Origin of the sequence: Streptomyces sp. ITFR-6, assembly GCF_031844725.1 — a bacterium.
Taxonomy (GTDB): Bacteria; Actinomycetota; Actinomycetes; order Streptomycetales; family Streptomycetaceae; genus Streptomyces.
This window is the reverse complement of record NZ_CP134612.1, coordinates 7,002,515-7,025,325: the sequence shown is the minus strand read 5'-3', so window position 1 is coordinate 7,025,325 and position 22,811 is coordinate 7,002,515. Positions and strand designations below refer to the sequence as shown.

General features: G+C 72.1%; 17 protein-coding genes and 1 tRNA gene. 6 read left to right on the top strand and 12 right to left on the bottom strand.

What is annotated here, in order from left to right; all coding sequences use genetic code 11:
• Positions 1-160: 160 nt before the first annotated feature.
• Complete coding sequence (locus RLT59_RS31975; RefSeq protein ID WP_311306627.1) at positions 161-1,282, top strand: PAC2 family protein; 1,122 nt, start codon at positions 161-163, stop codon at positions 1,280-1,282.
• Between the two features lie 63 nt (positions 1,283-1,345).
• On the opposite strand, the gene RLT59_RS31970 is transcribed toward RLT59_RS31975, so the two are convergent.
• From RLT59_RS31970 to RLT59_RS31950, 5 genes are all read right to left on the bottom strand, one after another.
• Complete coding sequence (locus RLT59_RS31970; RefSeq protein WP_311306626.1) at positions 1,346-4,387, bottom strand: NPCBM/NEW2 domain-containing protein; 3,042 nt, start codon at positions 4,385-4,387, stop codon at positions 1,346-1,348.
• Between the two features lie 109 nt (positions 4,388-4,496).
• Positions 4,497-5,726 (bottom strand): cysteine--1-D-myo-inosityl 2-amino-2-deoxy-alpha-D-glucopyranoside ligase, encoded by a 1,230-nt coding sequence (gene mshC, locus RLT59_RS31965; RefSeq protein ID WP_311306625.1) that lies wholly within the window; start codon positions 5,724-5,726, stop codon positions 4,497-4,499.
• 247 nt (positions 5,727-5,973) lie between these two features.
• Positions 5,974-6,813, bottom strand: a complete 840-nt coding sequence (locus RLT59_RS31960; protein ID WP_311306624.1) for an Rv2133c family protein — start codon at positions 6,811-6,813, stop codon at positions 5,974-5,976.
• Positions 6,777-7,367 carry an Rv2134c family protein gene (locus RLT59_RS31955; RefSeq protein WP_123528141.1) on the bottom strand — a complete coding sequence of 197 codons (591 nt, stop codon included), beginning with the start codon at positions 7,365-7,367 and terminating at the stop codon, positions 6,777-6,779. Before RLT59_RS31955 ends, RLT59_RS31960 begins: the two co-directional genes overlap by 37 nt.
• 108 nt (positions 7,368-7,475) lie before the next feature.
• A complete protein-coding gene (locus RLT59_RS31950; RefSeq protein WP_311306623.1) occupies positions 7,476-8,186 on the bottom strand; it encodes a histidine phosphatase family protein in 711 nt (236 codons plus the stop codon).
• A gap of 59 nt (positions 8,187-8,245) precedes the next feature.
• Here RLT59_RS31950 and corA point away from each other — a divergent pair, with 59 nt between their 5' ends.
• The gene (corA, locus tag RLT59_RS31945) at positions 8,246-9,241 is read left to right on the top strand and encodes a magnesium/cobalt transporter CorA (RefSeq protein ID WP_311307927.1); all 996 of its coding nucleotides are present in this window, start codon (positions 8,246-8,248) and stop codon (positions 9,239-9,241) included.
• A 15-nt stretch (positions 9,242-9,256) separates the two neighbouring features.
• On the opposite strand, the gene RLT59_RS31940 is transcribed toward corA, so the two are convergent.
• Together RLT59_RS31940 and RLT59_RS31935 are read right to left on the bottom strand one after the other, a co-directional pair.
• On the bottom strand, positions 9,257-10,045 hold the full coding sequence (locus RLT59_RS31940) for a ferritin-like domain-containing protein (protein WP_311306622.1): 789 nt from the start codon (positions 10,043-10,045) through the stop codon (positions 9,257-9,259).
• A 238-nt stretch (positions 10,046-10,283) separates the two neighbouring features.
• Complete coding sequence (locus RLT59_RS31935) at positions 10,284-11,333, bottom strand: LLM class F420-dependent oxidoreductase (RefSeq protein ID WP_311306621.1); 1,050 nt, start codon at positions 11,331-11,333, stop codon at positions 10,284-10,286.
• A 140-nt stretch (positions 11,334-11,473) separates the two neighbouring features.
• Here RLT59_RS31935 and RLT59_RS31930 point away from each other — a divergent pair, with 140 nt between their 5' ends.
• Together RLT59_RS31930 and RLT59_RS31925 are read left to right on the top strand one after the other, a co-directional pair.
• Positions 11,474-12,457: an aldo/keto reductase gene (locus tag RLT59_RS31930; protein ID WP_311306620.1), complete on the top strand. Its 984-nt coding sequence runs from the start codon at positions 11,474-11,476 to the stop codon at positions 12,455-12,457.
• Complete coding sequence (locus RLT59_RS31925; protein WP_311306619.1) at positions 12,454-14,655, top strand: helix-hairpin-helix domain-containing protein; 2,202 nt, start codon at positions 12,454-12,456, stop codon at positions 14,653-14,655. Before RLT59_RS31930 ends, RLT59_RS31925 begins: the two co-directional genes overlap by 4 nt.
• Before the next feature lie 71 nt (positions 14,656-14,726).
• Here the strand turns inward: RLT59_RS31925 and RLT59_RS31920 are convergent, their stop codons facing one another.
• Positions 14,727-15,404, bottom strand: coding sequence for a hypothetical protein (locus tag RLT59_RS31920; RefSeq protein ID WP_311306618.1), 678 nt, complete (start codon positions 15,402-15,404; stop codon positions 14,727-14,729).
• Between the two features lie 47 nt (positions 15,405-15,451).
• Between RLT59_RS31920 and RLT59_RS31915 the strand changes: the two genes are divergently transcribed.
• Positions 15,452-15,640 carry a DUF5703 family protein gene (locus RLT59_RS31915; protein ID WP_024493806.1) on the top strand — a complete coding sequence of 63 codons (189 nt, stop codon included), beginning with the start codon at positions 15,452-15,454 and terminating at the stop codon, positions 15,638-15,640.
• 75 nt (positions 15,641-15,715) lie between these two features.
• On the opposite strand, the gene RLT59_RS31910 is transcribed toward RLT59_RS31915, so the two are convergent.
• The 3 genes from RLT59_RS31910 to RLT59_RS31900 form a co-directional block, all read right to left on the bottom strand.
• A complete protein-coding gene (locus RLT59_RS31910; RefSeq protein WP_311306617.1) occupies positions 15,716-16,522 on the bottom strand; it encodes a chaplin in 807 nt (268 codons plus the stop codon).
• 138 nt (positions 16,523-16,660) lie between these two features.
• Positions 16,661-16,894 carry a chaplin gene (locus tag RLT59_RS31905; protein WP_311306616.1) on the bottom strand — a complete coding sequence of 78 codons (234 nt, stop codon included), beginning with the start codon at positions 16,892-16,894 and terminating at the stop codon, positions 16,661-16,663.
• Between the two features lie 142 nt (positions 16,895-17,036).
• The gene (locus RLT59_RS31900) at positions 17,037-18,371 is read right to left on the bottom strand and encodes a M20/M25/M40 family metallo-hydrolase (protein WP_311306615.1); all 1,335 of its coding nucleotides are present in this window, start codon (positions 18,369-18,371) and stop codon (positions 17,037-17,039) included.
• A 183-nt stretch (positions 18,372-18,554) separates the two neighbouring features.
• Here RLT59_RS31900 and RLT59_RS31895 point away from each other — a divergent pair.
• A tRNA-Leu gene (locus tag RLT59_RS31895) sits at positions 18,555-18,642 on the top strand.
• 110 nt (positions 18,643-18,752) lie between these two features.
• Here the strand turns inward: RLT59_RS31895 and RLT59_RS31890 are convergent.
• Complete coding sequence (locus RLT59_RS31890; RefSeq protein WP_311306614.1) at positions 18,753-22,721, bottom strand: AAA domain-containing protein; 3,969 nt, start codon at positions 22,719-22,721, stop codon at positions 18,753-18,755.
• Positions 22,722-22,811 lie beyond the last annotated feature (90 nt).

The window sequence follows — 22,811 nt, the reverse complement described above, 5'->3', positions numbered from 1 at the left end:
CCACACAGCTCGGATGTATGGCGGGCTTGATGCCCTGATTCGACCGGTGATGCACCCCCGTGGCCCGGGTTCGCCCCGACCATGCGCGGGGGCTGCGGCGACAGTGGCCGGAAGCCGTAAGGTTGTTCCGTACGCAAGGGAACTTCGGAAGGAGGCCTGGGTGATCGAGCTCGACGGGGTTCCCGAGCTGGTCGACCCGGTCATGGTGGCCGCGTTCGAGGGGTGGAACGACGCAGGTGACGCGGCTTCCACGGCGGTCGCGCACCTGGACCGGGAGTGGAAGGGAGAGGTGTTCGCGGCGCTGGACGCCGAGGACTACTACGACTTCCAGGTCAACCGGCCGACGGTGTTCCTGGAGGGCGGGGCGCGCAAGATCACTTGGCCGACGACCCGGCTCTCCGTGGTCCGCGTCGGCGGGGACAAGCCACGCGATCTCGTCCTGGTGCGGGGCATCGAGCCGTCGATGCGCTGGCGCTCGTTCTGCAACGAGATCCTGGGCTTCGCCCATGAACTGGGCGTCGAGATGGTGGTGGTGCTCGGTGCGCTGCTCGGCGACACCCCGCACACCCGCCCGGTACCGGTCAGCGGTGTGACGTCCGATCCGGATCTGGCGCGGACGATGGACCTGGAGGAGACCAGGTACGAGGGGCCGACCGGCATCGTCGGCATCCTCCAGGAGGCGTGCACCCACGCGGGTGTGCCCGCGGTGAGCCTCTGGGCGGCGGTGCCGCACTACGTGTCGCAGCCGCCCAACCCGAAGGCCACCCTGGCGCTGCTGAACCGGCTGGAGGACCTCATCGGGCTGCGCATCCCGCTGGGCGAACTGGCGGAGGACGCACGCGCCTGGCAGCTCGGGGTGGACCAACTGGCCGCAGAGGACAGCGAGGTCGCGGAGTACGTGCAGACGCTGGAGGAGGCCCGCGACACCGCGGAGCTCCCCGAGGCGAGCGGGGAGGCCATCGCCCGGGAGTTCGAGCGCTATCTGCGGCGCCGGGACCCCGGTCCGGGCGCCGGGCCGGGCGGGCACGCGACGGAGAGCGGCGACGGCTCGTACCTGCGCGATACGTCGAGCGGCCGGACCAGACCGCCGAAGCCGACCCGGCCGGACACCGGTCCGGGTCAGGTGAGCGGGTCCGGAAGCGGTCCCGCGCGCGGCACGGGTCCGGGCTCAGGCCCGGCTCCGAAGCCGGGCGAGGCGCCGAAGGACGCTCCGGGGGACGCCTCCGCGGACACGCCGCCGGATCCGCCGGACGACGCGCCGGGCGATTCGTCGGAGGACTGATCCGGACAGCCGGGAGCCGGGCGGGTGGACACCCGCCCGGCTCCCTTTTCGCGCCGCTGACACTCAGGAGCAGGTGAAGCGCGCGGCGCCCCAGTCGCCGTGGTCGCCGGTCTTGGACGCGTTGGTGTCCGTGACCTTCAGCCGCACATGGCGCGCACCGCCCAGCGGCACGTCGACCGGTACGGCCGCCGACGCCCCGGTCACCTTCGGCGAGGTCCAGAGCACCTTGCCGTCGGCCTCGACGGAGAACGCCACCTCGCCGTACCCGTCGATCTCGTCATCGATCCCGGCGTCCGCGGTGAACTTCGAGCACTGCCCGCCGGTGTAGAACTCGATGTCGGAGTCGGCGTGGGTGCCGATCCCCTTCTCGTACGTCTTCCCGGCCAGCGTGAGCGTCTTGCCGTCCTCCGCGCCCGACTCTGCGTTGCTGCGGTCGCGCTCCGCCGGACCGTAGCCGTTGACCGAGCTCAGCCACTTGAGATCGCTCGCCCACGCCTCACCGGCGGGCGGCGGCGGCATCACGGAGACGGCGATCCGCTGGACCGCCGTACGGGATTCGCCCGCGGAGCGGTAGCGGGCCAGCGCGGTGAGCCGCGCCTCGCCCACGGTCGCGTCCTTCGCCGGGGTCACCGACACCTCGACCCGCCGGGTGGTGCCCGCCGGGATCCGGCGCACGGCGGCCGGGGTGGCCTTCCAGCCCTTGGGGACGTCCAGCGAGACGGCTGCGTCCGTGACGTCGCTCCGGCCCGCGGTGACATCGACGGAGACGGTGGCCGGGGCCCCCGCGCCGATCTCCTGGCCCCGGGGGGCGGAGACGGCGGCGGTGGCGGCCGCGTTCCGTCCGCCGACCGCGCTGGTGTTCTCCAGCTTCACGGAGAACTTCTTGCCCGTGGACAGCGGGGCGGTCTTGATCTTCACCACGCCGCCTCGGTCGTCGCGGTCGTACCACCAGCCCTGCTTCGCCTTCGCGTAGGCGGCGGCCGAGCCGAGCCGGGGCAGCTTGCCGGTGAGCTTCACCGCACTCGGCTCGGAGCCGGTGTGCACACTGAACTCGTAGGGGCGGCTGCTCTGCTTGCCGGTGAACTTCCCCTTGCTCGCACCGATGTTCACGGTGACGTCGCCCGCACCCCTGGCCGGTGCGCGGACATCGGCCTTCTGGGTCGCGTACGCGCCGTCGCGGTGCTCACGGGTCACGCCGTCGTCCTCGTACAGGGTGAAGGACGACGTGCCCTGCGGATAGATGTCCCAGGCCAGCGGGGAGCCGGCCGTGCGGTCCTTGTACGAGCGGATGCCCGGCCACATCGGCACACTGGCGCCGCCCTTGACGAACAGCGGCAGGGTGTCGAGCGGGGCGCTGTAGTCGTCGACGGTCGTCGGGCCCTGGTAGGTGCGCCCGGTCCAGTAGTCGGTCCAGGTGCCCTTCGGCAGGTAGATGCCGTCGCGCTCGGTGCTGTCCTGGTAGACCGGGGCGACGAGGAAGTCCTCGCCGGACATGAACTCGTACTTCGCCGCGTCCGTCGCGGCCTTCGGGTCGTCCGGGTACTCCAGCACCAGCGGGCGGACCATGCCGACGCCGGTCTTGGTCGCCTCGTGCGCGTAGGAGTACTGGTAGGGCAGCAGCGACTCCTTGAGCTTGAGGTAGTCGCGGTTGATGGAGGTGTACGGCTCGCCGTAACGGAAGGGCTGCTTGTCGCTGGCCGCCCAGCCGTCCATGGTCATCGTGGTCCCCAGGAACATCTTCCACTGGAGGTCACGTGTGTACGTCTTGGCGCTGCCGCCGAAGATGCCGTCGACGTCGCCCGTGGTGTAGGCGAGGCCGGACATCGTGGCGCCCGCGTAGGTCGGGATCTGCCAGCGGATGTACTCCCAGCTGCCGGACTGGTCGCCGGACCACTGGACTCCGCAGCGCTGGGCGCCCGACCAGCTCTCGGGGGCGTAGGTGAAGCCCCGCGCGTCACTGTTGTCCTCGATGCCCTTGTAGGCGTCCTTGCACCCGTCCAGGGCGAACTTGTAGCCGTCACCGACCCAGGCCACGTCCAGCTTGGCGACGCGCTGGCCCGCCTTGACCTGGTCACCGAGCTTGTCGATGCCGTCCTCGGTCCACAGTCCGAGCTGCATGTCGCGGTCCTGGAGGCCCTTGGCGGTCTCCGCGAGGTCCTCGTAGCCGCAGCCGTAGCCGTCGTTGACGAGCATCCAGCCGTTCGGCATGTCGTTCTCGACGTAGCCGTCGGCGATCTTCAGCGAGTCCTTGGTGCGGCGCTCGCCCCGGTTGGCGTTGTGCAGGTAGCAGTCGGAGTCACCGATCTCCATGCCGTAGACCGGCGGCAGGAACGGCTTTCCGGTGAGCTTGGTGTACTGGCCTATGACGTCCTTGGCGTCACCCGCGAAGTAGTAGGCGTCGAAGCGCTGTTCCTGGGCGCTGGTGGCCACCGGGTCGTTGAAGGCGTAGGTGTTCGGCGCGAAGGTGTTGCGGAACACGCCGTAGCCGGCCGAGGAGAGGTAGAAGGGCACCGAGTTGGGGTGCCCGCCGTCGTCCCAGTTGTAGTCGACGCCGACCTCGACGGTCTGTCCCCGGTGCGAGGTGTTGCCCCGGCCGTTCTGCATACCGGCGCCGTAGAACTGCTCGTCGCCGCCGCGCGCGAGGGTCTGGGTGGTCTTCTCGTCGTCCCAGCTGAGCCCCTTCGCCTCCGACCACACCTTGGTGCCCTCGGCCCGGTACAGGGCGAACCGCAGGGGCGACTTGTAGGCACGGAGCGTGACATCGCCGGTGGAGAGGTCGTAACGGTCGCTCCGCTCCTTCCAGTGGGTGCGGGGCGGGGTCCCCTGGGGCAGCACGATGGCGTCGCCCGCCGGGTCGGTGAACGTGCCGTCGGGGGCGAGTTCGATCCGGAGGGTCTCGTCGGACACGAAGCTGACGCGGGCCTGCGCGGTGCCCGCCCGCAGGTGGTAGACGGGTCCGTCGGCCGAGAAGCCGGTGAGATCGCCGACCGTCGACTCGGTGGGGGCGGCCGAATCCGCCTGGGCACCGTCAGGTCCCGAGACGACGGCGAACAGTCCCAGCAGCGCTGCAACTACTGCCGTTCTGATGCGTGTTGATGATTGCATAGAGCGCTTTTAGCGCAGCACCGAGCATTTGACCATGGACAAAACGGACCCGGCCCCGAACTTCATCAAGAAGTTCGGAGCCGGTGAACGGACGTAATACGGCGGGCGGTTACAGCGCGACACCGAGCAGCGCGTCGACGGTGCGCGAGACGAGACCCGGCGCCTGCTCGTCGGAGCCGCCCCCGGCGGTCTGCCGCTCGGCCCAGCGGTCCACGGCGGCCAGCGCCGTCGGGGTGTCCAGATCGTCGGCGAGGGCCTCGCGGACCTCCTCGACCAGCACGTCGGCCGCGAGCCCGTCGGGCCGCGAGACGGCGGCGCGCCAGCGGGCGAGCCGGTCCACCGCGTCCGCGAGGACCTGGTCCGTCCACTCCCAGTCGGAGCGGTAGTGGTGCGAGAGCAGGGCAAGGCGGATCGCCGCCGGGTCCACGCCGTCGCGGCGGAGCGCCGAGACGAAGACCAGGTTCCCCTTGGACTTGGACATCTTCTCGCCGTCCAGGCCGACCATTCCGGCGTGCACGTACGCCTGGGCGAACGGGTGCTCGCCGGTCAGCACCTGGGCGTGCGAGGCGCCCATCTCGTGGTGCGGGAAGGCGAGGTCGGAGCCGCCTCCCTGGACGTCGAAGCCCATGCCGAGGTGGTCCAGGGCGATGGCGACGCACTCGATGTGCCAGCCGGGCCGGCCGGCGCCGAGGGAGCCGCCGTCCCAGCTCGGCTCGCCCTCGCGGGCGGCCATCCAGAGCATCGGGTCGAGGGGGTTCTTCTTGCCCGGACGCTCCGGGTCGCCGCCACGCTCGGCGGAGAGCAGCCGCATCGCCTCCACGTCCAGGTTGGAGACCTGGCCGAAGTGCGGGTCGGTGTCGACGGAGAAGTACACATCGCCGTCGAGGTCGTAGGCGGCGCCCGCGTCCCGGAGGCGTTCGACGAGCGGCACGATGCCGGGTATCGCCTCGACGGCTCCGATGTAGTGCTGCGGCGGGAGCATGCGCAGGGCGGTCATGTCCTCACGGAACAGGGCCGTCTCGCGCTCGGCGAGCTCGGTCCAGTCCTGACCGTCGCGCACGGCCCGCTCCAGCAGCGGGTCGTCCACGTCCGTCACGTTCTGGACATAGTGAACCTGCCGCTTGGTGTCGAGCCACACGCGCTGGACGAGGTCGAACGCGTTGTAGGTCGCCGCATGACCCATATGGGTCGCGTCGTACGGCGTGATGCCGCAGACATAGATGCGGGCGACGGGACCGGGGTCAAGGGTGATCCGTCCGCCGGTCGCGGTGTCGTGGATCCGAAGGTCGCGGCCCTTGCCAGGAAGGGCGGGGACCTCAGAAGCGGGCCAGGCATGCATGCGACGAGCGTAACCGGACGCGCCTTCCGGATACGAACCGGAGGGGGGATCCTGTCCGAAGAGGCACTCTTGCGCCCGGCCCCGGAGCGTGCGTCAGGCCCCCGGCCGCGGAGCACCGGACCCGTACCCGGGCGGGTGCGGCCGGGCGGGCGGGTGGGCGGCCGGACCGGGGCCCCGCCGGGCAGGCCCTAGGGCCTGTCTTCAAACTGCCGTCTGCCGGGCGACGACGGCAATTTGAAGACAGACCCTAGACCGGCGGCCACGGAATGGCCGGCCAGCCCCCGCTCGGCTCCCGGTGCAGCCCGGTGGACCGCAGCCCCGCCACCCGGGCCCTCAGCGCCTCGATCTCGGCCGCGGTGATGAGTTCCGCCAGCCGGGTGACCAGGGCCGCCCCCGGCTCCAGCTCGCCGGCCAGCCGGTCCAGCACCTCGACGGCCTCCGCGGGCAGCGGCTCGCCCGCCCAGCCCCAGAGCAGGGTGCGCAGCTTGTCCTCTGCGTTGAAGGTCACACCGTGGTCGATGCCGTACAGCCGGCCGTCGGGCGCGGGCAGCAGGTGCCCGCCCTTGCGGTCGCCGTTGTTGATCACCGCGTCGAGCACGGCGAGCCGCCGCAGCCGGGGGTCGTCCGCGTGCACCAGCAGCGCGGTCTTCCCCTCCGCCACCTCGGCCAGGGCCACGGCCTTCCAGCCCTCGCCCGGCTCCTCGTCCTCGACGAGCGCGAGGAGTCCCGGATCGTCCTCGCCCTGCGGCGCCGCCTCGATCCAGAGCTGGCACATGCCCTGGCCGTACGGACCGTCCCGCAGCACGGTCGGCGGCACCAGGCCCCACCCGGTCGCCTCGGAGACCTCGTAGGCGGCGACCTCGCGCTGGGCGAGCGTGCCGTCGGGGAAGTCCCACAGGGGCTGTTCGCCGGCGACCGGCTTGTACACGCAGTGCGCTTCCTCGCCCTCGTAGGCGACCGAGCAGTACAGCACCGCGTTGGAGGCCCCCCGGACCTGTCCGAGGACGGTGAGCTCGCCCTTGCCGAGCAGGGTCATCCGCCCGGCGTCGGTCAGGCCCCGCGGCGGTATCCGTTCTGGCGCGGGCATACGTGTCCTTCCGGATCGAGCGGGAGGCTGCACAGCGGGCACGGCGGGCGGCCGGCGTTCACGACGTCCAGGGCGCGTTTGGCGAAGGCGCGGGCCTGGGCGCCGCTGAGCCGGACCCGGAGCATCGGCGGGCCGTTCTCCTCGTCCTGGAGCAGCCGCTCCTCGGCCTCCGCGAGATCCTCGACGGATTCCGCGTCCAGCTCGACCAGGGCCTGCGCCTCGACGATCATGCGCTGTTCCTCGCCGTCCCAGGCGAGTGCCATCGTGCCGACCCGGAACTCCTCCTCGACGGGGACGTCGAGCGGAGCGGTGTCGGTGACGTCCATCGGGGCCACGGCCGGCACCGGGGAGTTGCCCCCGGTGCGGCGGACCACTTCGTCGAGCAGTTCGTCCACCCGCTCTGCGAGGGCGGCGACTTGGGTCTTCTCCAGGGCCACGCTGGTGACACGTCCGCCTGAGGATGCCTGCAGGAAGAACGTACGACGTCCAGGCAGCCCGACCGTACCGGCCACGAAACGGTCCGGGGGGTCGTAGAGGAACACCTGACGGGACACGTCCTGTCTCCCTTGTGATTTGACGCGGATGGGGGGTCGGCCGGGGGCCCGGGAGAGAGTCCTCCCGGAACGGCGCCTACGGCGCGTCCACCCTACTGCGCGGAGCGATCACGGCGCCCCAGCGCCGCCCCCGACCGCGGCATCGGCCTCCGTACCGGCGGCCTTCGTCTCGTCGGGGGACGGTTCGCGCGGGGCCAGCGGGGCGAGATCGCCCGTGTCGCCCAGCCTCAGCAGGAAGGGCCGCAGCCTGGTGTAACGGATCGCGGTGACCGAGCACGGGTCCGCGTGGATCCGCTGGAAGAGGTCCAGGTGCATGCCGAGCGCGTCGGCCACGAGGGACTTGATGATGTCCCCGTGCGAGCACATCACGTAGACGGCGTTCTCACCGTGCTCCGCCTCGATCCGCGCGTTCCACTCCCGGACCGCGTCGACGGCGCGCGCCTGCATCGCCCGCATGGACTCGCCGCCGGGGAAGGCGGCCGCCGACGGGTGCTGCTGCACGACCGTCATCAGCGGCTCGTCGGTGAGCTCGGCGAGCTTGCGGCCCGACCAGTCGCCGTAGTCGCACTCGCTGATGCGCTCTTCGGTGTGCAGCGGCAGTTCCGGCCGGGCGTCGAGCAGGGGGCGCAGCGTCTCGCGGCACCGCTGCAGGGGGCTGCTGACGGCCGCGACGAGCGGCAGCGCGGCCAGCCGCGCGGGGAGCGCCGCGGCCTGCTCCGCGCCGCGCTCGTCGAGCGCGACGCCGGGGGTCCGGCCCGCGAGCACCCCAGCCGTGTTGGCGGTGGAGCGTCCGTGGCGTACGAGGATCAGGGTGGGCATACCGGCCAGCGTAGGCCGACGATCCGGCAAAGGTGCGCCCGGGACCTGGGCAGGGCACAATACGCGCCGTGATTGTGGACTGCGCCATCTACCGGGACGGACGCCGCACCGACGGCCCCGCCGACTTCTCCGATGCCCTCGAAGAGGCCCGGTCCACCGGTGACGCCTTCTTGTGGATCGGTCTGCACGAGCCGACGGAGAAGGAGTTCGAGCTGGTCAGCAGCGAGTTCGGACTGCACCCGCTGGCGGTGGAGGACGCGCTGGCCGCGCACCAGCGGCCGAAGCTGGAGGTGTACGACGACTCGCTGTTCGCGGTCATCAAGCCGGTCGTGTACGACCACGAGAGCGACACGGTCTCCGCGGACGAGCTGATGGTGTTCATAGGCGACTCGTTCGTCGTGACGGTCCGGCACGGCGAGGGTGCTCCGCTGGCCGCCGTGCGCCGCCGGCTGGAGGCAGAGTCCGATGTGCTCAAGCACGGGCCCACCGCGGTGCTGTACGCGATCAGCGACGCGATCGTGGACCACTACATCGATGTCGCGGGCGAGCTCCAGGTCGACCTGGAGGAGCTGGAGACCGAGGTCTTCGCCCCGGCCGCGACGGGCGACTCGAAGAACACCGCGGCCCGCATCTACACGTTCAAGCGCCAGGTGCTGGAGTTCCGCAGGGCGACGGTTCCGCTGGGCGCCCCGATGGCCCGGCTGGCGAGCGCGGGAATGCCCTTCGTCCATGAACAGTCGCAGCCGTTCTTCCGGGACGTCCAGGACCATCTGACCCGCGCCAACGAGCAGGTGGAGGGCCTGGACCGGCTGCTCTCCGACATCCTGTCCGCGCATCTCGCGCAGATGGGGGTGCGGCAGAACGACGACATGCGCAAGATCTCGGCCTGGGCGGCGATGGCGGCGGTACCGACCATGGTCGCGGGGATCTACGGCATGAACTTCGACCACATGCCGGAGCTGAAGTGGGTGTGGGCGTACCCGGCGGTGATCCTGCTGATGGCGGGCGCCGTCCTCGGCCTGTACCGCCAGTTCAAGCGGCGCGGCTGGCTCTGACCCGGGTCTCTCCGCTCAGCCGTACTCGGGCGCCGGGACGGCCGGACCACCCAGCGCGTCGCGCCGCTCCGGCGGCGCCAGGCTGACCATGCGCCGCCAGCCCACCAGGCGCTCGTACGCGTAGACGGCGTGGATTCCCGCCGCCAGGAGCGCGCCCTTGGCCCTCGGCCAGCCCAGGATGCGGCCCATGTGGTCCATCACGGCGAGGCTGACGTCCCGGTAGACCCGGATCTCCCCGAGCGCGCACTCGCGCAGGACGCTCTGGATCGTGCGGCCGTGTCCGGACCGGGCGAAGCGCAGCAGTTCCTCGTGGCAGTACGCCAGGTGGTTGTCCTCGTCGTTCGAGATCATCCTGACCGCGCGGCCCAGCTCCGGGTGGTCCGCGAAGTACTTCCGCAGCAGCCGCATCTGCTCGGAGGCGCGCTGCTCCGTGACCCGGCTGTGGGCGAGGTAGGTGATGATGTCGCGCTCCGCGAGCGGCTCCTCGCGCCCGAGTTGCTCATGGGCGAGGCCGATGCCGTGCCGCTCCAGCAGCATCGTGTAGTCGGTCTCCCGGGGGACCTCGACGGGTGTCAGACCGCGCTTCCTGAGGAGGGCGTTGAAGATCCGGCCGTGCTTGTCCTCGTCGGTTCCGTGCCGGGCGATCTTGGGGGCCAGGGCGCGCTGGCTCGCGGGGACCAGGGCCGCGATGCGGCCGTTCTCCCAGCCTCCCTGGGACTCCCCGCCGGCGGCGATGGAGCAGAACAGCCGGAACGACTCGTCGTCGTCGAGAATCTCCTGGAACAGGTTCTTTGCCGAGAGCATCACTGCCACCTCCGTGCCGGCATCCGCCGAGCGACAGTCAAATGCTCCCGGCCCCGGCGGGCAACAGGAAGGCTTGCGCACTGGGCCGAACGTGCGGGCCCCGCAGCGCCCCGGCGAACCGTTTCCGCACAGGCCCCGTAACCCAACCGCCCCGGCCGCGTTGTTCCGCGTGACGGCCGTGGCGGGGAGGCCCCCGAGCCCCCACCACGGCCGTAGTGCTGCCCCGGGGACGGGTTCGCTACGCGAGTCCGGAGCGCTCCAGCGCGTCCGTGCCGGCGCGCAGCGCGGCGATCCGCTCGTCGAGCGTGAAGCCGGCCGGGGCCAGGGTCAGGGTGGTGACGCCCGCGGCCGCGTAGGCCTGCATCCGGTCGGAGATCCGCTCCACCGGGCCGAGCAGCGTGGTCTGGTCGATCAGCTGGTGCGGAACGGCGGTAGCGGCACCGCTCTTGTCGCCGGACAGGTACTTCTCCTGGATCTCGGCGGCTTCCTTCTCGTACCCCATGCGCTGGGCGAGCTGGTTGTAGAAGTTCTGCTTGGGGCTGCCCATGCCGCCGACGTACAGCGCGGTGTACGGCCGGAACGTGTCGGCGAGGCCGTTGACGTCGTCGCCGACCGCGAGGGGCAGGGTCGGGCAGACGTCGAAGCCCTCCATGGTCTTGCCGGCCTTCTCCCGGCCGGCCCGCAGATGCCTGATCGCGGTGTCCTCCAGGTGCTCGGCGGAGGGGAAGATCAGCAGTGCCCCGTCACCGATCTCGCCGGTCTGCTCCAGGTTCTTCGGGCCGATCGCGGCGATGTACACCGGGATGTGCTCGCGCTCCGGGTGGATGGTCAGCTTGATCGGCTTGCCCGGTCCGTCCGGCAGCGGGAGCGTCCAGTGCTGCCCCTCGTACGAGAGCCGCTCGCGGGTCATCGCCTTGCGGACGATCTCGACGTACTCGCGGGTGCGGGCCAGCGGCTTGTCGAACTTGACGCCGTACCAGCCCTCGGAGACCTGCGGCCCCGACACCCCGAGGCCGAGCCGGAAGCGGCCGCCGGAGAGCGAGTCGAGGGTGGCGGCCGTCATCGCCGTCATGGCGGGCTGGCGGGCCGGGATCTGCATGATCGCGGAGCCGATGTCGATGGACTCGGTCTGCGCGGCCACCCAGCTCAGCACGGTCGGGGCGTCGGAGCCGTAGGCCTCGGCCGCCCAGCAGACGTCGTAGCCGAGCCGGTCGGCCTCCTGCGCGACGGCGAGGTTGTCCCCGTCCATACCCGCGCCCCAGTAACCGAGATTGATGCCGAGCCGCATAGCCGCTCCCCTTACTGATCAGTAACGTCTCTGTGTTCCGGACTCTAGCGCGCGGGAACACGATCCGGCAGGGGTGACCCTGGCCCCGGTTGTCCACAGCCCCGCACCGAGTGGAGCCATGGCCAGTAATCTCAGCGCCCATGGAGCAGAGGCATCTCGGCCGCACCGGCCTTCGAGTGTCCCGGATCGGGCTCGGCACCCTCACCTGGGGCCGGGACACCGACGAGCACGACGCTGCCGAGCAGCTCAAGGCCTTCTGGGAGGTGGGCGGCACCCTGGTCGACACGGCGGACGTGTACGGCGGCGGCGAGTCCGAGTACCTGCTCGGGCGGCTCGTCGAGGGGCTGGTACCGAGGCGCGATCTGGTCATCGCCACCAAGGCCGGCAGCGTGCCCGACCCGTACCGCAGGTTCGACGGTTCGCGCGGGCATCTGCTGGCCGCCCTCGACGCCTCGCTGGCCCGGCTCGGCACGGACTACGTGGATCTGTGGCAGGTGCACGCCTTCGACCCGGTGACGCCGCTGGACGAGACGCTCCAGGCGCTGGACCTGGCGGTGTCCAGCGGGCGTGCCCGCTACGCGGGAGTGTCGAACTTCTGCGGCTGGCAGCTGGCCAAGGCCGCGACCTGGCAGCTCGCCACGCCCGGTCTGCGGACCCGGCTGGCCAGCACGCAGATGGAGTACTCGCTGCTGCAACGGGGCGTGGAGCGCGAGGTGTTGCCGGCGGCACTCGACCTCGGGGTGGGGCTGCTGCCGTCCTCGCCGCTGGGCCGCGGCGTGCTGACCGCCAAGTACCGCACCGGCACCCCGGCGGACTCGCGCGGCGCCTCCGAGCTGCTGGCCTCGTTCGTGGAGCCGTACCTCGACGACCCCGCGAGCCGCATCGTGGACGCCGTGGCGACCGCGGCCGACGGACTGGCCACGACGCCGCTGCAGGTGGCGCTCGCCTGGGTGCGGGACCGTCCGGGGGTGGTCGCCCCGATCGTCGGCGCGCGCAACGCGCAGCAGCTCACTGAGGCTTTGTCAGTGGAGGCGCTTAGTCTTCCTGACGAGATCTGCCGCGCGCTCGACGATGTGTCGGCGCCCGTGCACCGCTATCCCGACCAGGACTGGAGCACGCTGTGACTGCGCTTCCCCGGGGGGAAACCCCCGGCTCCCCGGCCACCGACGACGAAAGCGTCGCCGCGGACGCCTCCGAGCCCTCCCCCGCAGAGGAGAACGCCGGGGAAGCCACCGACGAGGCCACCGAAGGGGCGGCTGACGACGCGAGCGCCGACGGCGACACCGCGGCCGCCCCGATCCTCTCCGAGGCGGAGGCGGAGTTGGCGGCCCAGCGCGAGCTGCTGGAGCGGATCGAGAAGCGCAAGGCCGAGAAGGACGGGCCCATCCCCGCCGGTACGAAGCTGAGCGGACCGGCCGCCGACCTGCTGGCGGCCGTACGCGCCGTGGAGAGCGGCGAGAAGCCGGGAGCCGCGTTCTTCGACGCCCCCGCCCCCGCCCCCGCCGCCCCCCGCCGGCCCGCCCCCGCCCCGGTCCGGGAGCGGGCCCCTGAGCCCGTCGACGCGGACCGGGGCGCCGCTCCGGAGGCGGTCGCCGCCGTGGCCGCCGTGCTGGCCTCCGGCGGCGCCCCGGAGAGCCTGGCCGCCCCGGCCGCCGGAACGCTCGGCGCGCACGCGGACGACGTCCTGCGCGAGGACCCCTGGCAGCTGCTCGCCCTTCCCGGCGTCGGCCCGGAGCAGGCCGACGGATTCGCACGGGCGCTGCTGGGCGCGGAGTGCGGCCCGGACGACGAGCGGCGCACCGACGCCCTGATCGGCTGGCTGCTGGAGCGCGCGGCGCTGCAGGGCCACACCGCGCTGGACTCCGCCGAGGTGCGGGCCGCGCTCACCGGACGGGCGGTGAGCGCCCCGGAAGCAGCCGTACAGCACGCCGTCGCCGAGGGCGTCGTCCTGGTCTTCCAGGAGGGCGCGGAGGACGGGACGGAGGAGGAGGCGCGGGAGGAGGCGCCAGAAGCCGCAGAGGCGCCCGCCGAGGACCGGGAAGCGGGCCCGCAGGAGCCGGTGCGGGTGTTCCTGGGCCTCGACCGCTACGCCCTGGCGGAGGAGAGCCTCGCGGACGGGCTGGCCCGGCTGGTGAACGCGGTCGGGAAGGACGCCGGCTGGTCCGGGGCCGCCGAGTCGGCGCCCTCCCCCTCGGCCTCGGAGCTGATCCGTACCGCCGCGGCCCACGGGCTCGTCGCGCACACCGGCGGCGAGGCGGCGAGGGCCGAGCCCGCCGCGCTGATCGCCGCGGCGAGCGGCCTCGGCCTGCGGGCCCTGGGCACCACCCACAGCGCGGACGGCGCACGCCGGCTGGCCGAGGCGGTGGGCGACCCTTCCGCGGCCGTCACGCTGACCGGGCTGCTCTCCGGTGCCGAGGGCCCGGGACGGGACGAGGAGGGGGCCCTCGCCGTCGACCTGCTGGTCGTGCTGGACGCCCCGCAGGTCGACGTCGAGACCGGCGCGATGCTGGTGGAGGCACTCGCGGACGGGACGCGGCTGGTGCTCAGCGGCGATCCCGGCGTGCTGGGCTCAGCGGGTGCGGGCCGGGTGTTCGCCGATGTGCTGGCCGCCCGCGCGTGCCCGCAGGTCGTCTCCCGTACGCCGGATCCCGGTCCGATCGGGGAGCTGGTCTCCGGCATCGGCATCGGGGAGCTGAACCAGGTGGCGGCGCCGGGCCGGGAAGTGGTGATCGTGCCCGTGCGTGACGCGGGCGAGGCGGTGCACCGCACGGTGCAGCTGGTGGCCGACTCGGTGCCGCGCGCTATCGGCGTCCCGTCGCACGAGACCCAGGTGATCACCGTGGGCCACGGCGGCTCCGCGGGCACCCGGGCGCTGAACGAGGCGCTCAAGCAGCGGCTCAACCCCGGGCCGGGGCGGTTCGGCGGCTTCGATCCCGGCGACCGGATCGCCCATGTCCCGGCACCGGGCAGAACGGTGCCCGGTGTGGTCGTCTCGGCCGACGCGGAGGGCCTGCACCTGGACTGTGCGGGGACCCCGGTCGTCGTGCCGCAGGAGCGGGTGGAGGCGTCCGTGCGCCACGCCTGGGCGCTCAGCGCCCATCAGGCGGCCGGTATGCGGTGGCCCGCGGTGGTCGTCGTGCTGCCGGGTGACGCCGCGCAGGGGCTCAGCCGCCCCTGGGTCTACACCGCCTTCGGCCGGGGCGAGCGGCACCTGTCCGTGGTGCACGGGGTGGATCAGGCGCTGCCGCGCGCGGTCGCCCAGTCCCCCGCGCAGGACCGCACCACCCGGCTGCGCACCCTACTGGAGGCATCCGAGGGGTGAGACCCGGCCGGGGGCCGGGCGGACGCTTCACACGTCCGGCCGGCCCCCGGCACGGGCACAGGAGGGACCGGTCAGGAGCCGTCCCTCGCCAGACCGTCGAGTTCCCCGCCCAGTTCGCCGTCCAGCTCGTCCTCGTCGAAGACAGCACTGACGTCGAACCGGCAGACCACCAGTTCCGGATCCGCGTCGTCGAAGGGCGCGCCCAGCCACTCCCCCGGCTCCGGCAGTTCCTCCGCCGCCGCGACCCAGAGGGTCGAGTCGCCCTCCTCAAGGCCGAATTCCAGGTGCCGGGACGCGATCTCGTCCGCCTCGTACTCCCCGAAGAGCACCCCGAGCGCCGCGTGGACGCTGCTGCCGGCCGCGGCCGCGCTCCCGCTGTCGCTGTCGCGGACGTCCGGGTCCAGGTCCGCGAGGCGCTGTGCCTGGGCGAGCAACCGCTGCGGCTCCACCACCGCGTAGTCGCGGCGGATCAGCACGCTGAGCGCGTTCGGCTCCTCGGGGCCGCTGTAGGGCGGCAGGGAGTCCCCCGCGCCCGGAATCTCGAAGGGGGTGACCTCGTCGTGGCGGTCGTAGAGGAGTTCGTCATAGACCTCCGCCGCAGCGGCCAGTGCGTTGAACGCGTCATAGACAGCGGGGTCGTCGTCCCCGGACCGGCGTTCGACCGCGTCGAGGTGACGGTCGAGCGCGACCTTGACCGCATCAGCGGCGGCGCGTACCTCGGCAGCGGATGGCTGCGCAGCATCAGACATAGAGCAGACGCTATCCGTACCGGGGGTCTGCCCGCACAATAGATGCGATGCCGGAATACGAATTTGTCGACGTGTACGTGCCGCGCGGGCTGTCCCGGAAGGAGACGACCCGCCTGTTGACCGACCATGCCGAGTACGGGCACTGGGAGTTGGACCGACTGACGCTGCGCCTGGACGGCAGCCGCCGGGTGCGGCTGCGGCGGCGGATCATCCGCCAACTGCGGGCCACCTGGTGAAACAGAGCGGGCCCCGCTGCTCGCGGGGCCCGCTCTCCGATCCAGCCTGATCCAGCCTGCTCCAGACGGAAGAACCTAGGCGGCGGCCTTGGCGCGGCGGTACAGCACCGTGCCCGCGCCTGCGAGCAGCAGGCCCGCGCTGGCCGGAATCAGCAGGTCGAGCCCGCCCGATCCGGTGTGTGCGAGCTGCGGAGTGCCCTCGGGCATGCTCTGCGGCTCCGGCGCGTTCGGGATGGTGCGGGGGCCGGGTGCCGGCGGCGCCTTGGGGTGCGTGACCGGAGTCACCGGAGGAGTGACCGGCGGCGTGACCTGCGGCGTGCTCTCGTTCTCGCAGTCGTTGCCGAAGCTGGGGTTCAGCAGCCCGACGATGTCGATGCTGTTGCCGCAGACGTTCACGGGGATGTCGATGGGGGCCTGGATCTGGTTGCCCGAGAGCAGACCGGGTGAGCCCTGCGCGTAGCCCTGTGCCGTTGCCCCGCCCCCGTTGTCCGTGGGGACGGCACGGTGCTTGCCGGTGCCCGTCCGCGCCCCCTGGCCACGGTCCTGCGACGCGCGGCTGCCGGTGGCCCGGCTGTCCGCAGCGTGGCTGCCCGACGCAGTACCTGCGGACGATCCGGCCCGGCCTGCGGCCGCACCCCCAGAACCGTTTCCGCAGGCGTTCCCGAAGGTCGGGTTGATCAGTCCGACGACGCTCACGGAGTTACCGCAGACGTTCACCGGAACCTCGACCGGGATCTGTACCGAATTCCCTGAAAGCACCCCCGGGGAATTCGACGCACCGCCGGACGCTCCCGCGTCGGCGTGCGCGTAACCGCCACTGAGCGCGAGTACGCCGCCCGCGGCCGCCATGGTGATCAGGCCTTTACGCGTGACCTGTCGCATAGGTTGTTTCCTGCCTTCTACCTTCCGGAATACCCCCGGACTTGAGCGTTCGGAGGCAAAGGACCCGGCGGCCCCGGAGCACATGGCACGCGCTCCGAGGCCGACCGGGCTCAAACCCTTGCGGGTTGACGTGCAACGTCAGGCGTTGACGCAGGTGTTGCCGAAGGACGGGTTCAGCAGACCGATGACGTTAACGGTGTTGCCGCAGAGGTTGACCGGGATGTGGACCGGAACCTGGACGACGTTGCCCGAGAGCACGCCGGGGCTGCCGATAGCGGCACCCTGGGCGCCCGAGTCGGCGACGGCCATGCCGGCGCCCGCGAGCACCAGACCACTGGTGACAGCCGCAGCGGCGACGATCTTCTTGATCATTGTTCCTCCTAGTTGGCAAATGCGGTCCCAGCCGCGGACCGCATCACCTGTAACGAGGAGAAAGCATTCGGGCTACGAGCAGAAAGCCCCTTTCACTCGTTCCGGTCTGTACGTACACGCTGTCGAATTGCTGGGCGCGAGGTCAGCTGTTGTCGATGAAACGGTCGAGGACCCGGACGCCGAACTTCAGGCCGTCGACCGGCACCCGCTCGTCCACGCCGTGGAACATGCCCGCGAAATCCAGCTCCGGGGGAAGCTTCAGCGGGGCGAAACCGAAGCAGCGGATGCCCAGGTCGTCGAAGGACTTGGCGTCCGTACCGCCCGAGAGCATGTACGGGACCGCGCGGGCGATCGGGTCCTCCGCCTTGAGCGCGATCTGCATCGCGTCCACCAGGGAGCCGTCGAAGTCGGTCTCCAGCGCCTTGTCGCCGTGCACGTCCTCGCGCTTGACGCGCGGGCCGAGGATCCGGTCGAGGTCGGCCAGGAACTCCTGCTCGTAACCCGGCAGGAAGCGGCCGTCGACGTGCGCGGTGGCCTGCCCCGGGATCACGTTCACCTTGTAGCCCGCGCCGAGCATGGTGGGGGCGGCGGAGTTGCGCAGGGTGGCCCCCACCATCTTGGCGATGCCGCCCAGCTTGGCCAGCGTGGCGTCCATGTCCTCGGGGTCCAGCGGAGTGCCGAGCGCGTCGGACAGCTCGTCCAGGAAGGACCGCACGGTCTTGGTCACCCGTACCGGCCACTTGTGCCGTCCGAGCCGCCCGACCGCCTCGCACAGCTCGGTGATCGCGTTGTCGTCGTTGGTCATGGACCCGTGACCGGCCGTGCCGTCCACGGTCAGCCGCATCCAGTGCATGCCCTTCTGCGCGGTCTCCACGAGGTAGAGGCGCAGGTTCTCGTTGACCGTGAAGGAGAAGCCGCCGACCTCACCGACGGCCTCGGTGACGCCCTCGAACAGGCCGGGGTGCTTGTCGACGAGATACCGGGCCCCATAGGTGCCGCCCGCCTCCTCGTCCGCGAGGAAGGCGAGCACGATGTCCCGCGGGGGCTTGCGGCCGCTGCGCATCCGCTCGCGCACGACCGCGAGGGTCATCGCGTCCATGTCCTTCATGTCGACCGCGCCCCGGCCCCACACACAACCGTCCGCGATCTCCCCGGAGAAGGGGTGGTGCGTCCAGTCGTGGGCGTTCGCCGGCACGACGTCGGTGTGGCCGTGGATCAGCAGCGCCGGCTTGGAGGGGTCCTCGCCCTCGATCCGCGCCACCGTGGAGGCACGGCCCTTGTGGGACTCGAAGATCTGCGGCTCCAGCCCGACCTCCGAGAGCTTCTCGGCGACGTACTCGGCGGCCAGCCGCTCACCCGGCCCCGAGTGGTCCCCGTAGTTGCTGGTGTCGATCCGGATCAGGTCACGACAGAGGTCCACGACCTCATTCTCGGCGGTCTCACCCGAGCCCGTCCGGGCCGCTTTGGTCTCGCTCACGCTGGTTCCTTCCACTGTCGCTGTGGTGCTCCCCCTCATCCTCCCGCGCCCGGCCCGCACACCCAAGGCCCCCCACCCCTCGTCATCCGCCCTTCACACAGACCGGGGCGTGATCGAGCACCTCCCAATGTTTGCTATGGTTTTCCACGTCGGAACGGGCCGGGCCCGCGAGACAGACACCTTGTCCGGGTGGCGGAATGGCAGACGCGCTAGCTTGAGGTGCTAGTGCCCTTTATCGGGCGTGGGGGTTCAAGTCCCCCCTCGGACACCATGGTCAATCGACCGAACAGAGCCGGTCAAAGCGACGCAATGTCGCTTTGACCGGCTCTGTTGTGTGCACCGGACTGTGATCCGCCTCTTGCTCATGAGGGTCCGCGCCGGTCACTCGCCGTCCGGTGGCCAGGTCGCCCGGTCACCGACGTAGTCGAATTCCGCCAGCTCGCGAGCGAGTACGTCGAAGTGGGTGAGCGGGGCCCACAGGCTGCGCTCACCGATGACGTAGAGGCGGCGCTTGGCGCGGCTCGCGGCCACATTGAGCAGATGCGGGCTGCCGGCCGCCCACTCGCGTGCTCCGCGACGGCCGCCGCCGAGCACGAGGACGACGACATCGGCTTCCTTGCCCTGTGCCCGGTGGACAGTGGCGCAGCGTTCCTCCAGGAGTTCAGCGGTCCAGCCTTCGCGGCCCCGGCAGACCTTCTTGCACTCTGCGACGAGGGCACGGAACGGGGCGATGACGCGGATGCGCTCGACGCCGACGCCGTTCCGCTCCAGGAGATCGAGGACGAACTCGAACGCACGGCGGTCGCGTCCGCCCCACGGGGCGTCGGCCGGGCGGGCGGGGTCATCGGTGTTGAGCCAGCGGCTGGGCAGCAGCCCGTCCCGTTCGCTGTCGGGGAACGCCTGCCGCGCCGTGCCGTGGACCATCAGGCCGCCGTACGCGACCTCATTGCTGACGGTGAACATCGGCTCCTCGCAACGGCGGTGGACACGCAGCGGTGAACCCACCCAGACGTGGCCCTCTTCGCTGTCCGGTGCCGGCAGGTAGGTGCCGTAGCGGTTGGTCCGGTCGGCCACGGCCTGGGCCGAGGTGGCGGAGGGCAGCCACCGCTCGTCGACGCCGTAGGCGCGCAGCAGCCTGCGCTGCAGAGCGGTGGGCATGGTGACGACGGGCTCCAGCTGGAGCGGATCGCCGACCAGCACGGCACGGCGGGCCCGCCACAGCGCGCCCACGGCGGCCTGTGGCGTGGCCTGCCCGGCCTCGTCGACGAGCAGCCAGCCGATCGACTCCCGGCCGAGGCGCGCGAACATGCTGCCGACGGAGGAGAACGTGGTGGACACTACGGGCACCACGAGGAAGAGTGTCTGCCAGGCGTGCTCGACCTCTTCGTCGGGCAGCGGCCCGTTGGTCCCCGCCATCAGCTCCATGAGTACCTGGAGATTGCCCCGGACCTTCTGCGCGGCCCCGGCCACAAAGGCGCGGTGCAGGTCGAGAGCGCGCAGGAACAGGTCGCTGCGCGCGGTGGACCACGCCTCGTCCGACCAGGGGGAGCCCAGTTCCTGGACGGCCTCGTCCTGATGCTGCCAGCCGAGCGGCAGTGAGGGCAGGGCCGAAGCCGCCCGTCGCAACGCGTTGTGGCGCCGGTTGAGCTCGGCCGTGCCGGCCCGCAGGTCGCGCAGGGCCGTCTCGACTGCCTGCCGGGCCTGCCGCAGGGCGGTGTCCGCCGAGGTCTGCCGGGCGCGCGCGGTCCGTTCCTGCTCGCGGGCGGCGGTGAGAGCGGCGGCCGCCTCCTCTGCCGCGGCGGTGGACTGCGAGATCCGGCCCACGGCCAGGGACTCGGCGTGCACGGCCGCGGCGACCCGCGCCACGGAGTCGTCGAGGGCGGCGCGGTGCTGGACGAGCAATTCCGTGATCTCGGCCTGGGTACGCTCCTGCCGGCGTTCGGCGGCCTGCCGGTCGGCAGAGCTCTGCAACAGGCGCCGCAGCGTGCCTCGCAGGCCCGGCTCGACGGTTTGTGGTGCGTCCTGGCGGGAGGTGAGCGCGGTGACGTAGTCGCGGTGGTGCTGGGCCAGTTCCCGGGCGGCCGACACATCCGCACGGGCGGCGCCCAGCTCCTGCCGGGCTCGTGGCACGTGCTCGGTGGCCGCCCGGTACCGGGCCTCGGCGGCCTCGATGGCGCTCCGGGCTTCTTCGGTGACGGCGGCGGCCCGCTCCACGGCGGCCGTCGCGGCGGTGACCTGCCGGTCCGCCCGGGGTACGGCGGCTTCCAGGTCCGCGATCCGCTGCCCGGCCGAGGGGGAGTCGACGGCTGCCAGTTCCGAAGCCAGGCGGGCACGCTCGGCACGCAGGCGTTCGACCTCGTCCTGGGCGTCGCGGAACGCGGTGACGGCGTCGGACCACGAGGGCACGGGCACGGTGGGCCCGGCCGGTGCGCCGCCCGCCGCCGAGGCGGCGGGGCGCCGGCCGCCGGGCGGAGTCCTCGGCGGGATCCAGTCGCTCAGAACGGCCCGCATACCGCGCAGTGGCGGCCGTCCTTCCTCGGACCGGGCGGCGGCCTCCCGCTCGGGCAGCCTGCCCCACCAGAACCGGTCGCCGAACTCCTTGCGGTTGGTCTTGTTCCCGAGCACCGCCGCGACCAGCCCCCACGCGGGGCCGCCGAGGAGGGCAGAGGCGAGGTCGGAGAAGTGGTCGGGTCCGCCGTGCCAGTGCTCGTCGAGCGCGCTGATGCCGGGCAGCTCAGCGGTGATGTTCTCGACCGCGCCGTTGTTGGAGGACGCGACCACGATCTCGAATCCGGTCAGCCGGGGGTCGAGCCGCGACACGAACCGCTGGTGCGTGCCCTGGCGGTCCTTGCCCCGCCACGCCGGGCCGGCGAAGGCCTGTCCGGGCCGGTCGAACGTGGCCAGCACCGCCGCCCGCTCGACCACCAGCGCGGCGACCAGGTCACGCAGCATCGTCGTCTTGCCCGTGCCGGGCGGGCCGTTCACGGAGAACATCCCGCCCCCGGTGCCCGCGCGGTCCGCGAGCATCCGGCCGACCGCGAACTGCTGACTCAGCGCGAGCGGGAACCGCGCCGGCGCGGGCCACCGCCCCGGCGGAACCAGCTCCGGAGCCACCCCGGCCAGCACGGCTCCGCGCTCCTGGCGCACATCCGTCCGCGTCCCCACGGCAAGGGCATCGTGCTCGGTCAGATACGCGTCCAGAGCCGGGCCGATCCCCTTGCCGACCGCCCCTGCCACCCGGTCGAGATCAGGCGGAAGCAGACTGTTCAGGAAGGGGGCCGCGGCGGACACCTTCGTCTGCGGGTCCTTGGGCCGGTGGACGAGCCTGCTGCGCACCCGGACCGCTCGGGGCCGCAGCCGGTCCCGCACCCCGCACAGGTCGGCGATCTGCGCGGTGAGGGCAACGAGATCGGCGAGCCCGAGGGCACGGGGGCCGGACCCGCCCTCGGGCGCCTCCGGCGTGGTCCCGGAGCCGGCCCGCGCCGACCCGGGGGCGATTCCGGCGCTCTCCGGATCCCCGGGCTCCCCTTCGTTCGCCACGCGCCGACGGGCCGCTGCCCAGTCGGCGGCGCGACTCACCAGAGGTTCAGCCGCGCCCTGCAAGGCGGCGCCGGCGACCTCGCCGAACAGGGCCTCGACCGCTCCGACGGCGGCGCCGCCGAGGATTTCGCCGAGCAGCCGCTGCCAGCTCGGGCGGCCGGAGCCGGCCGGGGTTCCCGGCTCACGGCCGGAGCCGGGCCGCTGCCCGCGCGTCGTGCCGGGGGGCGGGGCGGCGGAGCCGTAGGGAATCGTGGTGGCTGTCAGTTCGTCGATCGCCGTGCCGAACGCGTCGTCGAGGTCCTCGAAGCCGTCCAGCCAACCCCGCGCGGAGGGTCCGGGATCGAAGAGCCGGCCGGTCGCCCAGGCGCAGGCGGAGATCACGGACGTGTCCTCGACCGGTCGCCCCTCATCGTCCAGGATCAGGGCGAACATGGCGCTCTCGCCCGACAGCGTCAGCTCGGACTGCGGCACACCGGGATCCGGATCGGTCCCCGCGGGCAGTACCGCGATCATGGCCTGCCGGAGCAGCTCCAGTTCGAAGACCCCGCAGTAGATCTCGTGACGCCACATCCGGCCGCGGGGCGCCCGGCGCGCGCCTGTGTCCGGATGGTCGCCGTCCCACGGCAGGAGCGGCGGTTCCTGTCCGGGCAGCGGTGTCAGATCGACGATGTACTCGTCGCGCGGCCCGGACCGTGCGGCGGAGCCCCGTCGGGGCAGTGCCGGGATGCTCGGCGGACCGAACAGCTCGATGGCGCGCCAGCACTCCAGCAGTGCTTCCCGGCGGTGGTCCCGTCCCTGTCGGCTCCGCACCCCCTGCCCCCCGTCACACGCGCGGTCCCCGGCCGCTCCCATTCGCTGACCGGCTGCCGGTCGAATCTACCGGACCCCGACAGGGCGGGT